A 13,395-nucleotide genomic window follows, 5' to 3' on the forward strand; every position below is an offset into this window, starting at 1 on the left:
GCCGTACCGCCGGCACCTCATCGAGGTGTACGGCGGCACCGTGCACTCGAGCCCGTCGGAACTCACCGCGTCCGGCCGCAAGGTGCGCGCCGAACAGCCGGACACCCCCGGCTCGCTGGGGATCGCCGTGTCCGAGGCCGTGGAGGTCGCCGCCGGCGACCCCGCCGCCCGGTACGCGCTCGGCAGTGTGCTCAACCACGTCGTGCTGCACCAGACCGTGATCGGTCTCGAAGCCGTCGCCCAGCTGCGCGCCGCCGGAGAGGAGCAGGCCGACGTCGTGTTCGGCTGCGCCGGTGGCGGCTCCAACCTGGCCGGCCTGTCGTTCCCGTTCCTGCGCGAGGTGCTGCACGGTCGCGCCACGACGCGGGTGGTGGCCGCCGAGCCGGCCGCGTGCCCGTCCATCACGCAGGGCGAGTACCGCTACGACCACGGCGACATCGTCGGCCTCACCCCGCTGCTCAAGATGCACACCCTCGGTCAGGACTTCATCCCCGACCCCATCCACGCCGGCGGGCTGCGCTACCACGGCATGGCGCCGCTGCTCAGCCACACCGTCGAACTGGGATACGTGCAGGGCACGGCCGTCGCGCAGACCGACGCCTTCGCGGCGGCCGTCGAGTTCGCCCGCAGCGAGGGCATCGTGCCCGCCCCCGAGTCGGCCCACGCCCTCGCGGCGGCCGCCGAGTACGCGCGGACCGTGACCGGGCCCGAGGTGATCGTGATCGGACTGTCCGGGCACGGGCAGCTCGACCTGCCGGCCTACGCCGCATACCTGCACGGCGAGCTCGGATAGCGCCGGAGCGTGTCTTCCTCCCCTGTGACGGGGAGGAAGACACGCCGAGGAACTCTGTGATGCAACACACGCCCGGTCATCAGCGATACACCTGTGGAACCGCTCCACCGCGCCATGTCACCACCGGGAGGCCCCGATGCCCGACGCAGCCGACAACCTGGCCCTGCGCCTGCTCGACGCAGTGCACCGCACCCGAGGCGTAGATCCCGGGATCGTCACCGATCGCTACCGGGCCTACCGGGCCGCCCAGGGCGCGGACGCCGGCCGCGACGGGATCCGCGCGCTCCTGCGCACCTTCGAGGAGACCGGCGGCAGCGCCCAGTGGGCCGGCAAGGTCGGCCACTACCGTCGCCGCTACAGCCCCGACGAGGCCCCCATCGCCGCCGACACCGTCGAACTGGCCGCCGAGGTCCTGTACCGGCACGGCGTCGACACCATCGACGACCTCGCCGGTACGGACGACACCACCCTCGCCGGCGAGTGGCAGCGGCGCGGCGGCGACGCCTCCACCTGGCAGCCGCTCCTCGACGCCCTGCGGCCCGCCCGAGCCCTGCACACCGTCGCCTGAGCCCTGCACACCGTCGCCTGAGCGGGCCCGGATCCGGACGCAAACCCGCCCGGGCCGCCCGCCGCCGGGCGCATACTCGACCTATGCGTTATTCCGGCCGTCCGGAGGCCGGGCGGCGGCTGGCCCGCTCGGTCGCCCACCTGCGCGACGCGAACCCCGTGGTCCTCGCCCTCCCACGCGGCGGCATCCCCGTCGCCCGCGAGGTGGCTCGCGCCCTCGACGCCCCGCTCGACGTGCTCGTCGTCCGCAAGCTCGGGGTGCCGTGGCAGCCGGAACTCGCGATGGGCGCCATCGCCGAGGGCGGCTTCCGCGTGCTCAACGAGGACGTCATCCGGATCGGCCGGGTGGCCGAGGACTCGATCGCACGGATCGAGGCCCGTGAACGCACCGAACTCGACCGTCGCGCCCGGCTGCTGCGCGGCGGCAAGGAGCGCACGTCGCTGTCGGGACGCACGGTGGTCCTCGTCGACGACGGCATGGCCACCGGCGCGACCGCAGCCGTCGCCTGCCTGGCCGCTCGGGAGTCCGGTGCCGAACGGGTGGTGCTGGCGGTGCCCGTGGCGTCCCCGGAGGCGGCGCGTCGCGTGGGCGCGGTGGCCGACGAGGTGGTGTGCCCGTTCACGCCCGCGGACCTGGGCAGCGTCGGCGCCGCATACGACGACTTCCATCAGCTCTCCGACGACGAGGCCGCCCGGCTGCTCGAGCCCGCCTGAGCACGCACCCGCGCACAACGGTTGTCCGTGTCCATCATTAACAGGTATCTTCACAGGTCAGAGCGAAAAGGCTACAAATCGGGCACCCCCGTTGCTGCGTTTTCCGTCCTCGTGTGATGCAATGCACATCCACCAGTGAAAAATTGATGGAGGGGTCACCGTGAGAGAGTTTGCCGTGCCACAGTCGTTCTCGATTCCCGAGGACGCATCGATGGCGGACGCCGTCTTCCGGCACGAGAAGGAGTCGCCGACCTGGGTGCCGTTCGAGCGCAGGGTCGACGGCCGGTGGGTCAGCGTCACCGTCGCCGAGTTCGCCGCACAGGTCCGCGGGGTGGCCAAGGGCCTGATGGCCTCCGGGATCGAACTCGGCGACCGGGTCGCGATCCTGTCGAGCACCCGCTACGAATGGGTCCTCATCGACTACGCGATCTGGGCCGCCGGGGGCTGCACCGTCGCGATCTACGAGACCTCCTCGGCCGACCAGGCCCAGTGGATCCTCGAGGACTCGGGGACCTCGCTGCTGGTCGTGGAGAACGACAACCACGCGCGGACGGTCGCCGCCGTGGCCGAGGCCGCGCCGGCCCTGCGCGAGGTCCTGCAGATCGAGGGCGCAGCAGGAGCGAAGGGCGCCGTCGACGAACTGATCGCGCGCGGCGCCGTGATCACCGACGAGCAGCTCGAGGAGCGGCGCCACCAGGTGCGTGCCGAGTCCCCCGCCACCCTGATCTACACCTCGGGCACCACCGGCCGCCCCAAGGGTGTGCAGCTGACCCACAGCAACCTGTGGGCCGAGGCGGCGGCCGTCAAGCTCGCCCTGCCGAACTCCATGGTGAGCGGCAAGCGGACCCTGCTGTTCCTGCCGCTCGCGCACGTGTTCGCCCGCGAAATCTCGTTCGGCGCGTTCGAGCACGGCGTCACCGTCGCGCACACGTCCGATCTGACCACGCTGCTCGACCAGCTCGGCGAGTTCAAGCCGAACTTCATCCTGTCGGTGCCGCGCGTGTTCGAGAAGGTCTACAACTCGGCCAAGCAGAAGGCGTACGACGGCGGCAAGGGCCGGATCTTCGAGAAGGCCTCCGATACCGCCATCGCGTACAGCGAGGCGCTGGACAAGGGCCGGCCCGGTCTGGGCCTGAAGATCAAGCACGCGGTGTTCGACAAGCTGGTGTACAGCAAGTTGCGCGCGGCCCTCGGTGGCGAGTGCGAGCAGGCGGTTTCCGGCGGCGCAGCCCTCGGCGCACGCCTGGGCCACTTCTTCCGCGGCGTCGGCATCCCGATCTTCGAGGGCTACGGCCTGACCGAGACCACCGGTGGCGTCACCATCAACACCCCCGAGCACCAGCGGGTGGGCAGCGTCGGCCGGCCGGTCAACGGGCACGCCGCACGGATCGCCGAGGACGGCGAGCTGCTGCTCAAGGGCCCCGCGGTGTTCGGCGGCTACTGGAAGAACGAGAAGGCCACCGCCGAAGCGATCGTCGACGGCTGGTTCCACACCGGTGACATCGGCAATATCGACGAGGACGGATTCGTCCACATCACCGGCCGCAAGAAGGAGCTCATCGTCACCGCCGGCGGCAAGAACGTCGCCCCGGCCGTGCTCGAGGACGCTCTGCGGGCGCATCCGCTGATCAGCCAGGTCATCGTCGTCGGCGACGCGAAGCCGTTCATCGGCGCGCTGATCACCCTCGACCCCGAGGCCCTGCCCGGCTGGAAGGAGCGCCACAGCATTCCGGCCGACGCCCCGGTGTCCGAGCTGTTGAAGAACCCCGACCTGATCGCGGAGATCGACGCCGCGGTGGCCGAGGGCAACAGGAAGGTCTCCAACCCCGAGCAGATCAAGAAGTACCGGATCCTCGAAGTGGACTTCACCATCGAGACCGGCGAGCTGACCCCGACGCTCAAGCTCAAGCGCAACGTCATCCACGAGGCGCACGGCACGGCGATCGAGGCCATCTACTCGTAGGGCCACGCCCATGGTGAGCGAATGTATCCTTCATCTCCTCTGATCGAGTGAGGGATACATTCGCTCACTGTTGTTGGGGGGCCGGCACTTCGGTCACGGTCCGGACGAACTCGGCGACGTCGCGCGTCACCGTGCGGTGCACCGGTTCGTGCAGCAGGTCGTGGCCCGCGTCGGGGTACTCGCGCAGGTCCAGGGCCGGGATCGTCCGGGCCCAGGCCCGCACGGGGTCGATCGGGGCCAGCCGGTCGTCGGCGCCGTGCACCGCGAGCAGCGGGATGCGTGCCCCCGCGAGGATCTCGGCCGTCGCGGGCACGGCCGCCGAGCGCGGCGTCCCGCACAGCACGGCGCCACGGAAGCGGCCGGCGTCGGTGCGCAGCAGCGTGAGGGCGGTCGCCGCGCCGAGCGAATGCCCCATCACCACCAGCGGCATCCCCGGCTCGGCACGGTCCGCCACCTCCGCGACGCGCAGCAGGTCCCCAGCCAGGTCGTCGAGGACGCCCGGTTCGCCGGGGCTGCCCTCGGACAGACCGTGCCCGGCGAGATCGATGCCCCACAACGCGATGCCGTGCGTCGCCAGGCCCGCCGCGAAGCGGTGGTAGTGGCCGGTGTGCTGACGCATCCCGTGGGCGAAGACGACGGCGGCCGCCGCGCCGTCGACGGGCCAGTGTCGGTAGTGGATACGGCCGGTGCTGCCGTCGAAAAAGGGCATGCGGTCATTGTGCGCCGGTGCACAATCGCGGGATGACACCGACTACCGCCGCCGAGCGCAGTCGAGCCGAGGGGCGTGCCGCCCGCAGCCGCGTGCCCCGCGGTGGGCACGGCGAATTCCGTTGCCCCGACCGCGACGCCGTGGCGATCTTCGAGCAGCAGAACCGCACCCGGCTGCCGGAACTGGTGCCGATCCGGTACGAGCGGATGACGGAGTCCCCGTTCGCCTACTACCGCGGCAGCGCCGCCGCGATGGCGGCGGACCTGTCCACCGAGGCCGTGACGGGACCGCACGTGGTGGCCTCGGGCGACGCCCATCTGGCGAACTTCGGCCTGTACGCCTCGCCGGAGCGACAGGTCCTGTTCGATCTCAACGACTTCGACGAGGCGTATCCGGCGCCGTGGGAATGGGACGTCAAGCGGCTGGCCGCCTCGGTATGGCTGGCCGGCCGTCACACCGGCTGCACCGAGCAGCAGTGCCGGGACGCGACCCTCGCGACGGTGTGCTCGTACCGCGAGACCATCCGGTTCCTGTCCGGCCTGACGGCCACCGAGCGGTTCTACTTCCAGGTCGACGCGGAAGAGATCGAGCAGGCGTCGCGGAATCCGGAGGCGATACGAGCCGTCGTGCAGAAGGCTCGCAGCCGCACGTCGGAACAGGTCCTGAGGAAACTGACGGTCACCACGGCCGACGGCGTTCCGCGCATCGTCGACCAGCCCCCGATCGTCCGCCACCTCGACATCGGGTCACTCGACGCCATCGAGCGGATCGTCACGTCCTACCGTGCGACGGTGCGGGCGGATGCCCAGCTGCTGCTTTCCCAGTACCGCGTCGTGGATTTCGCGATGCGGATCGTGGGGGTGGGCAGCGTGGGCACCCGGTGCTTCCTCGTCCTGCTGCTCGGCCCGGCCGACGAGCCGCTGTTTCTCCAGGTCAAGGAGGCCGGGCGGTCGGTGTTGGAGACGCACGGCGGGATCCGGGAGACCCCGCACCGGGTCGAGGCCGACCTCATCGCGCACGGCCAGGGCGCCCGCGTCGTGGGGGCACAGCGGATCCTGCAGGCCCACTCGGATCCGCTTCTCGGCTGGATCACCGGCGTCCCCGGTGCCGACGGCGTGCGCCGGGACTTCTATGTCCGTCAGTTCCGGGACATGAAGGGATCGGTACAGTGGGAACGGCTCAGGCCCGCACAATCGGAGCAGTACGGCCGGCTGTGCGGAGCGCTGCTCGCCCGCGCCCACAGCCAGAGCCCGGACGGCGCGTTCGTCGCCGGGTATCTCGGCCGCGGGACGGTGTTCGACGAGGCGGTGGCGCGGTGGTCCGCCGCCTACGCCGATCGCACGGAGCAGGACTGGAAGGCGTTGTGCACCAGCGCGGCACCGGCGTAGCTCACCAGCAGTGTCCCTCGCCGCGATAGGTGGGGACGGTGGTGCGGGTGCCGCCGGCGTCGACGAGATGCAGGTGCGCGAACCGCTCGCACAGCTCCCCCGCCTTGGCATGCCGCAGCCACACGCGGCCGCCGACGGGCAGGTCTGCGGCGGCGCGGCCGGTGACCGGGGTCTGCACCTCGCCGGCACCCTCGGCGCGCAGCAGCCGCAGTCCGGCGGGCCGCACCGGCCGCGGTACCCGGGACGGACCCGTCGGGCCGGAGGCGATGTAACCGCCACCGAAGAGCGTGGCGATGGTGGGACTGGGCCTGCGCACCGTGGGCAGCGCGAAGTACAGCGCGGGCCGCGGTGTGAAGGCCCGGTATCGGTCGAACAACGTGGGCACGTAGAGGCCGGAGCCGGCGGTGACCTCGGTGACGACCGGGTCCGCGGAACTGATCTCGAGCGAACCCGTGCCGCCGCTGTTGACGATCTCGAGGTCGCCGACGACGGCGCGGACGGCCCCGACGACGGCGCTGCGACGGGTGGCCAGCTCGGCGGCCGACCGGCGCTTGATCAGGCGGACCGCGAGCGACGTGTCGGGCAGACCGGCGATCTGCGCCTCGTAGAACATCACTCCGACGACGGCGAAGCCGGCGGTCGTGGCGCAGCGGGCGAGCTGCCCCACCTCGTCGGGCGTGCGCAGCGGCGAGCGCCGCACGCCGAGGTGCACCGGCCCGAGCCGCAGCGACGCATCCACGTCGAGGCACACGCGGGGTCGCACACGGGCGGTGCCGAGGGCGTCGCGGACGATGCCGAGCTGGGCGGCGGAGTCGACCATGAGGGTGACGGCGTCGAGGGCGTGCGGCCGGCCGGCGAGTTCGGCGAGCGCGGCACGGTCGACGGTCGGGTATCCCAGGAGCACGTCGCGGGCGCCGCGCTCGACCAGCCAGAGCGCTTCGCGCAGCGAGTACGCCATGATCCCGCGGAAACCGCCGTCGGCGGTGAGGCCGGTGCCGAGCACCTCCTCGAGGACCGCGCGGCACCGGACGGACTTGCTCGCCACCCGCACGGGCGTGCCCCCGGCGCGACGGACGAGGTCGGCGGCGTTGCGTCGGAGTGTGGGAAGGTCGACGGCCGCGAGCGGCGGGTCCAGGTCGGCCGTCGCGTCGTGGAGCCGGTCGAGGGGGTGGGTCACGGCGGGGGTCCAATCCACGGCAGGTCGGGTCGTCGCGGCCAGTCAAGCACCGACTTGGACCTGTGTCCAGGTTCAGGTCGTTTCCACGGCCCGGCCGGCGACGATCGCGGCGATGTCGTCGAGTTCGGTGACGATGGCGTCGCTGTCACGATCCACAAGCCACCGCAGGACCAGGCCGTCGAGCATGGCCAGCGCCAGGCGCGCGACGGTCGAGACCGGCTCGACCCACTCGGTGCCGGTGCGGGCGGCGCACTCCTCGAGAAATGCCTGGGCCTCGACGTCCATGATGCGGTACTGCTCGGTGGCGATGTTGCCGCCGAGCGGCTCGCCGGCGGCGCGGTGGCGCAGCGAATAGGTGGTGATCTCGTAGGTGAGCAGCTGACGGTCGGCCGTCGCCTCGATCGTCGGCCACATCGCAGTGATCCCGGCGTAGAGCAGCTGCCGCAGCCCGCGCGGGCCCTGCGGGTCCGGCCCGTTCTGCGGGAGGGTGAAGGCGGTGCGCAACGCCTGGCTGAGCTGGAGCACCAGCGTCTCCCCCATCGCGGCGACGAGGGCTTCCTTGCTCTCGAAGCAGTAGTGCACCACCCCGAGCGATACGCCGGCGTGCTCGGCGACGGCACGCACTGTGACGGCCCCGAGACCGCCGCCCTCGGCCAGCGCGAGGGCGGATTCGACGAGTTGGGCTCGACGTTGGTCCGCCGGCAACCGGTTCAGCATGCCTCCGATCGTAGAACCCGGTCCGGATCCGTCGGCCCCTATTGACCTGGACGGTCGTCCAAGTCGATGATTGCCCCATGGCCACCGACCGTCCCGCAGCCACCTGGCGCAACTGGGCGCGCACCGAATCCGCGACGCCGCGCGCGTACGAGACTCCGGAATCCCTGGACGAGATCGCCGCCGTCGTCGCACGCGCATCCGAGCGGGGCCTGCGCGTCAAGGCGGTCGGGGCGGGACACTCGTTCAGCGGCGCCGCCGTCACCGACGGCGTGCTCGTCTCCCTCGACCGCTTCACCGGCATCGAGGACGTCCGGCCCACCTCCGCCGGTGCGCTCGTCACCGTGCGGGCCGGCACCCGGCTGCGGGATCTCAACCGGCTCCTGTGGGACCAGGGTCTGGCCGTGCCCAACCTCGGGGACATCGACGTGCAGTCGCTCGCCGGCGCGATGTCCACCGGCACCCACGGCACCGGCGCGCGATTCGGGGGCCTCGCCACCGTCGCCCGCGCCGCCACCGTGGTGCTCGCCGACGGTTCCGTCGTGCACTGCTCCCCCGACGACCACCCGGAACTCTACGAGGCCGCCCGGCTCGGCCTCGGCGCCGTCGGCATCCTCGCCACGATCACACTCGAGTGCGTGCCCGCCTTCGCGCTGCACGCCGCGGAAGCGCCCGGCACGCTGCACGACACCCTCGCCGTGCTCGAGCGCGACCGGCTCGCCGTCGACCACTTCGAGTTCTACTGGTTCCCGCACACCGACCGGGTGCTCACCAAGCGCAACACCCGGCTGCCCGCCGACGCGCCCGGCGCCCCGGTGGGCCGGGTACGGGGCTTCGTCGACGACGAGGTGCTCGCCAACGGCATGTTCGAGGTCGTCCAGCGCGTCGCGACCCGCGCCCCCGCGACCATCCCGCGGCTCAACGAGTTCGCCGCCCGGACGCTGTCGCCGCGGGAATTCGTCGACCGCAGCTATCGCGTCTTCGCCTCCCCGCGCCGGGTCCGGTTCCGGGAGATGGAGTACGCCGTACCCGTCGGCTCGGTGACCGACGTGCTCACCGAGATCGATGCGTGGCTCTCCCGCAACGACTTCCGTGTCGCTTTTCCCGTCGAGGTACGCTTCGCCGCCGCCGACGACGTGTGGCTGTCGACGGCACACGGCCGCGACAGCGCGTACCTCGCCGTGCACCAGTACCACCGGCGCGAGCACCGGGCGTACTTCGATGCGGTCGAGGCGATCGCCCGCGCCGTGGACGGACGGCCGCACTGGGGCAAGATGCACGGCCGCAGCGCGGCCGACCTGCGCACGACGTATCCGCGCTTCGACGACTTCCTCGCCGTCCGCGACCGCGTCGACCCGCAGCGCACCTTCGCCAACCCGTACCTGGACCGCGTGCTCGGCCCGTAGGCCGCGGGCTAGCCGAAGGACGCCGCGATCGAATTGCGCGCCAACGTCTCCCGCTGATCGGACGTGAGCCCGAGCCGATCGCGCAGCGCCGCGAACGTGTCGTCGACGTACCCGCCGAAGTACGCCGGATCGTCGGAGTTGACGGTCACCAGCAGACCCGCCTCGAGCATGCGCGGCAGCGGATGCCGCTCGAGCGAATCCACCACGCGCAAACGGACGTTGGACAGCGGACAGACCGTGAGCGGAATCTGCTCGTCCACGAGGCGCGTGACGAGGAGGGGGTCCTCGAGGGATCGGATGCCGTGGTCGATGCGTTCGGCCCCGAGCAGATCCAGTGCCTGCCACACGTATTCGGGCGGGCCCTCCTCTCCCGCATGGGCGACCGTGTGCAGGCCCTCGGCGCGGGCGCGGGCGAACACGTCCTCGAACAGCGACGGCGGATAGCCCACCTCCGCAGAGTCCAGACCCAGCCCGATGATCGGAGCCGACAGGCGCAGCAGCTCCCCGAACACCTCCTCGGCCTCGTGCACGGGCCGGTCCCGCACGACGGAGGCGATCATCGCCGCATCGACGCCGAACTCTCGCCGGCCCGCCGCGACGGCGTCCGCGAGGCCCTCGACCACCTCCGTCAGCGGCACGCCGCGGCTCGTGTGCGCCTGCGGGTCGAAGAAGAACTCGGCCCGCGTCACGCCGGCCTGCGCCGCCCGGCGCAGGTACGCCCGCGCGAGATCGGCGAAGTCCTCGGCCGTCCGCAGCACCTGCATGTTCGCGTAGTACAGGTCGAGGAAGGACTGCAGATCGGTGAACTCGTACCGGCTGCGCAGTTCCGCGAGGTCGGCGTACGGGAGCGCGACCCGGTTGCGCTCGGCCAGAGCGAAGATCAGCTCCGGTTCGAGAGTGCCCTCGATGTGGACGTGCAGTTCGGCGAGCACGATCCTCCTTCGTCGACGCGTCCCTTCCGCGGCCGCGCGGAAGGGACGCGGGTCGTCAGCGGCCCTTCCAGACCGGGGAACGCTTCTCCGCGAACGCCGTCGCGCCCTCGCGGGCGTCCTCGGACACGAACACCGGGCCGACGATCTCGCGTTGCCTGTCGAAGGCCTCGTCCGCCGGCCAGTCGGCGGCCTTGGCGATGACCTCCTTGGTGGCCGCCACGGCGAGCGGGCCGTTGGCCGTGATCCGTTCGGCGAGGGCCAGGGCACCCTCCAGCGCACCGCCCGGCTCGGTGAGAACGTTGACGAAGCCGTAGCCGTGGGCCTCCTCGGCGGTGAACGCGTCGCCGGTGAGGGCCAGTTCCATCGCCTTCTGATACGGGATCCGGGTGGGCAGGCGCAGCAGGCCGCCGCCCGCGGCGACGAGTCCGCGCTTGACCTCCGGGATGCCGAACCTGGCGTCCGCGGCGGCGACCACGAGATCCGTGGCGAGGACGAGTTCGGTGCCGCCGGCCAGCGCGAAGCCCTCGACGGCGGCGATGATCGGTTTGCGCGGCGGCGCCTCGGTGAAGCCGAGGCCCTTGCCCGGCACCGCGATGTTCTCCCCGGCGACGAACGCCTTGAGATCCATGCCGGCACAGAAGTTGCCACCCGCACCGGTGAGCACGCCCACGGACAGGTCGGGATCGGCGTCGAGTTCGTCGACGGCGGCGGCGAGGGCGTGGCTGACGGCCGCGTTGACGGCATTGCGGGCCTCGGGCCGGTTGATGGTGATCACCAGGATTCGACCGCGACGCTCGAGCAGGACCTCGTCGGACATGCGCGCACACCTTTCACAGGATTCGGTTGCCGACCGCGCGTACCGCGGTCCATTCGCTTATACCGCAACCGAACCCGGCGGCGGCGGACCGGCCGTACCGCCGTGTCACGACACCCGGACGGCGACGGGCGTGACGAAGCCGTCCCCGTCGATGTGCACCTGGTCGCCGGTGTGGAACCAGCCGTCGTCGAAGGTCTCGGCGGTCGATTCCGGGTCGTTCCAGTAGCGGCGCGCGACGCTGGGACCGCGGCACAGCAGTTCGCCGACGCCTTGATCGGCGGCCGGGCCGAGGAGCGCGACCTCCATGCCGCCGAACGGAACTCCGACGCTGCGCGGGTGCGCGGCCCGCTGGTCGGTGGGCAGCAGCAGCCCGATGCCGCCGGTTTCGGCCACCCCCCAGCCGCGTACGCACCTCGCCGCGGGGAACGACGCGCGCAGGTGCCGCCACGGCACCCGCACCCCCCGGGCCCCGGCGGCGACGACGGTGCCGCCGGCCGCCAGGGTGGGCAACAGCTGCACGGCGCTGCCCGCCGCCGTGGACAGCGGTGCGGTGAGCACCGTGCGCGCCCCCTCCGCGGTCAGGTCCATCGCGTGCACCACGGCCTCGATCGTGGAGAGGATGTTCTCGTTGGTCAGCTCCACCCCGTGCAGTCCCCCGCCGCGTTTGCGCACGTAGTACAGCACCGCGAGCTCGTCCGGCGCGGCGCCCTCGTCCAGGAACGCCACCCCGTCGGGCAGCTCGCCGTCGAGGGTCAGGACGGCGCCGCTGTCGTCGGCGATCCACTCGAGTTCCGGATCGCTGCACGTCGGATCCGGCAGCACCGGCACCCCACCGGCGAGGACCACCCCGAGAAACGCGTACAGCCAGCGGAACCCGTTCGGATAGTGGACGACCACCCGGTCGGCCGGGCCCACGCCCTGATCGAGCAGTCCACCCGCCACCCGTGCCGCCGACGACCACATCTGCCCGTAGGTGAGGGCGTTGCCGGCCCGGTCGACGGCGGCGACGCGGGCGGAGTGCCGCAGCGCGCTGCGGTCGAGCAGCTCGGCCAGGCACGGCTCGAGGTCCTCGTACCGCAGGACACCGTCCAGTCGGCGACTGACACGCTCGTCACGGAACCACCCCGCTGCGCACGAAACTCGGACCACCGCCACCGACATCGTCACCTCCGCCTCGTCGTGTGCCTGCACTATATGGCGCGGGTCACAACTGGGGGCGGGATCGGCTCACCTTCCGGTGTACGACGCCTTCCCCGGGCCGACGGTGAGGAAGCTGCGCACGGCACCCTTCAGGTCGTCGGTGCCGAACAGCGCGCCGGAGACGTCCGGGGTCTCCGAGTCGGCGTGCGCGACGCCACCGGACCGCCACGCGCCGATGATCTGCTTGGTGGCGTCGTGGGCGCGGGTGGGGCCGTCGGCGAGCCGGTCCGCCAAGGCGCGTGCGGCGGAGTCCACGTCCTCGTGGACCGCGTTGACCACGCCCCACGACCGCAGCGTCTCGGCGTCGTAGAGGTCGCCGGTCATCACCAGTTCGCGAGCGCGGCCGGAGCCGGCACGCTCGGCCAGCCGCTGCGGCCCGCCCATCGACGGGGTCAGACCGACGACGGTTTCCACCAACCCGAACTTCGCGCCCGGCGCCGCGAGGACGATGTCGCAGGCGAGGGAGATCTCGAACGCCGCGGTGAGGGTGAGCCCGTGCGCGGCGAACACCACGGGGCACGGCAGGGCCTCGAGCGGGTGGATGATCTGCGCGAACAGGTCCTGCCACAGCTGCGCGCCCTGCCCGGCGTCGAGGCCGTCGAACAGGTGGACGTCCACCCCGCCGGAGACGACCTTGCCTTCCGCGCGGATCAGTACCGCGCGCGGCGGCGCGGCCACGAGCGCGGTGATGTCGGCGATCACGGCGTCGAACAGGGCCCGGTCGAACAGGTTCAGCGTGCCGTGCGCGACGGTGAGCACGGCGACCTCGGCACCGGCCGCGGTGGTGTGGCGCTCGAGGCGGGTGGGATGTGTGGTCTGCGTCATGCGCGCCACACTAGGCGAGCGTGCGGCGCTGCTCGAGGGGTGGTCTCGGCGCCGGCTCGGTGCGCACGGGCCGCGCGAAGAACAGCGCCGCGGCGAAGCCGACGAGCAGGACCGCGGCAGGCAGCAGCGTCGACTCGGCCATGGCGGCGGCGAACGGCGCGCGCACCGGCTCGGGCAGGGCCGTCGTCCC

13 protein-coding genes and 1 pseudogene are annotated in these 13,395 nt (G+C 72.0%); 6 read left to right on the forward strand and 8 right to left on the reverse strand.

Annotation, left to right across the window (positions count from 1 at the left end; translation table 11 throughout):
- From CQZ88_RS30715 to CQZ88_RS08980, 4 genes are all read left to right on the forward strand, one after another.
- A partial coding sequence (locus CQZ88_RS30715; protein ID WP_258008522.1) for a TrpB-like pyridoxal phosphate-dependent enzyme occupies positions 1–793 on the forward strand: 793 nt, incomplete at its 5' end.
- Positions 794–929: 136 nt separating this feature from the next.
- Entirely contained in the window at positions 930–1,361 is a 432-nt protein-coding gene (locus CQZ88_RS08970) for a hypothetical protein (RefSeq protein ID WP_006938685.1), read from the forward strand.
- A gap of 83 nt (positions 1,362–1,444) precedes the next feature.
- Positions 1,445–2,074, forward strand: a complete 630-nt coding sequence (locus tag CQZ88_RS08975; protein WP_006938688.1) for a phosphoribosyltransferase — start codon at positions 1,445–1,447, stop codon at positions 2,072–2,074.
- Positions 2,075–2,234: 160 nt separating this feature from the next.
- The gene (locus CQZ88_RS08980; RefSeq protein WP_102799622.1) at positions 2,235–4,037 is read left to right on the forward strand and encodes a long-chain fatty acid--CoA ligase; all 1,803 of its coding nucleotides are present in this window, start codon (positions 2,235–2,237) and stop codon (positions 4,035–4,037) included.
- Positions 4,038–4,101: 64 nt separating this feature from the next.
- On the opposite strand, the gene CQZ88_RS08985 is transcribed toward CQZ88_RS08980, so the two are convergent.
- Positions 4,102–4,746: an alpha/beta hydrolase gene (locus CQZ88_RS08985; RefSeq protein WP_065922815.1), complete on the reverse strand. Its 645-nt coding sequence runs from the start codon at positions 4,744–4,746 to the stop codon at positions 4,102–4,104.
- Positions 4,747–4,778: 32 nt separating this feature from the next.
- On the opposite strand from CQZ88_RS08985, the gene CQZ88_RS08990 reads away from it, so the two are divergent.
- Complete coding sequence (locus tag CQZ88_RS08990) at positions 4,779–6,134, forward strand: DUF2252 domain-containing protein (protein ID WP_102799625.1); 1,356 nt, start codon at positions 4,779–4,781, stop codon at positions 6,132–6,134.
- Between the two features lies 1 nt (position 6,135).
- On the opposite strand, the gene CQZ88_RS08995 is transcribed toward CQZ88_RS08990, so the two are convergent.
- Entirely contained in the window at positions 6,136–7,311 is a 1,176-nt protein-coding gene (locus CQZ88_RS08995; protein WP_029542520.1) for an amino acid deaminase/aldolase, read from the reverse strand.
- Positions 7,312–7,383: 72 nt separating this feature from the next.
- Positions 7,384–8,028, reverse strand: a complete 645-nt coding sequence (locus CQZ88_RS09000; RefSeq protein ID WP_029542519.1) for a TetR/AcrR family transcriptional regulator — start codon at positions 8,026–8,028, stop codon at positions 7,384–7,386.
- 77 nt (positions 8,029–8,105) lie between these two features.
- Here CQZ88_RS09000 and CQZ88_RS09005 point away from each other — a divergent pair, with 77 nt between their 5' ends.
- Positions 8,106–9,431 (forward strand): D-arabinono-1,4-lactone oxidase, encoded by a 1,326-nt coding sequence (locus CQZ88_RS09005; RefSeq protein ID WP_029542516.1) that lies wholly within the window; start codon positions 8,106–8,108, stop codon positions 9,429–9,431.
- Between the two features lie 8 nt (positions 9,432–9,439).
- On the opposite strand, the gene CQZ88_RS09010 is transcribed toward CQZ88_RS09005, so the two are convergent.
- The 5 genes and pseudogenes from CQZ88_RS09010 to CQZ88_RS30720 form a co-directional block, all read right to left on the reverse strand.
- Positions 9,440–10,363: an adenosine deaminase gene (locus CQZ88_RS09010; RefSeq protein ID WP_029542515.1), complete on the reverse strand. Its 924-nt coding sequence runs from the start codon at positions 10,361–10,363 to the stop codon at positions 9,440–9,442.
- Positions 10,364–10,418: 55 nt separating this feature from the next.
- Positions 10,419–11,180, reverse strand: a complete 762-nt coding sequence (locus tag CQZ88_RS09015; protein WP_029542513.1) for a crotonase/enoyl-CoA hydratase family protein — start codon at positions 11,178–11,180, stop codon at positions 10,419–10,421.
- Positions 11,181–11,285: 105 nt separating this feature from the next.
- Complete coding sequence (locus CQZ88_RS09020) at positions 11,286–12,341, reverse strand: class I adenylate-forming enzyme family protein (RefSeq protein WP_029542511.1); 1,056 nt, start codon at positions 12,339–12,341, stop codon at positions 11,286–11,288.
- Between the two features lie 66 nt (positions 12,342–12,407).
- Positions 12,408–13,205, reverse strand: a complete 798-nt coding sequence (locus CQZ88_RS09025; protein ID WP_006938708.1) for an enoyl-CoA hydratase/isomerase family protein — start codon at positions 13,203–13,205, stop codon at positions 12,408–12,410.
- A 10-nt stretch (positions 13,206–13,215) separates the two neighbouring features.
- A pseudogene (locus CQZ88_RS30720) lies at positions 13,216–13,395 on the reverse strand (MFS transporter); the annotation flags it as partial.

The sequence above is a fragment of the Rhodococcus sp. ENV425 genome, from assembly GCF_002887785.1.
Taxonomy (GTDB): domain Bacteria; phylum Actinomycetota; class Actinomycetes; order Mycobacteriales; family Mycobacteriaceae; genus Rhodococcus; species Rhodococcus aetherivorans.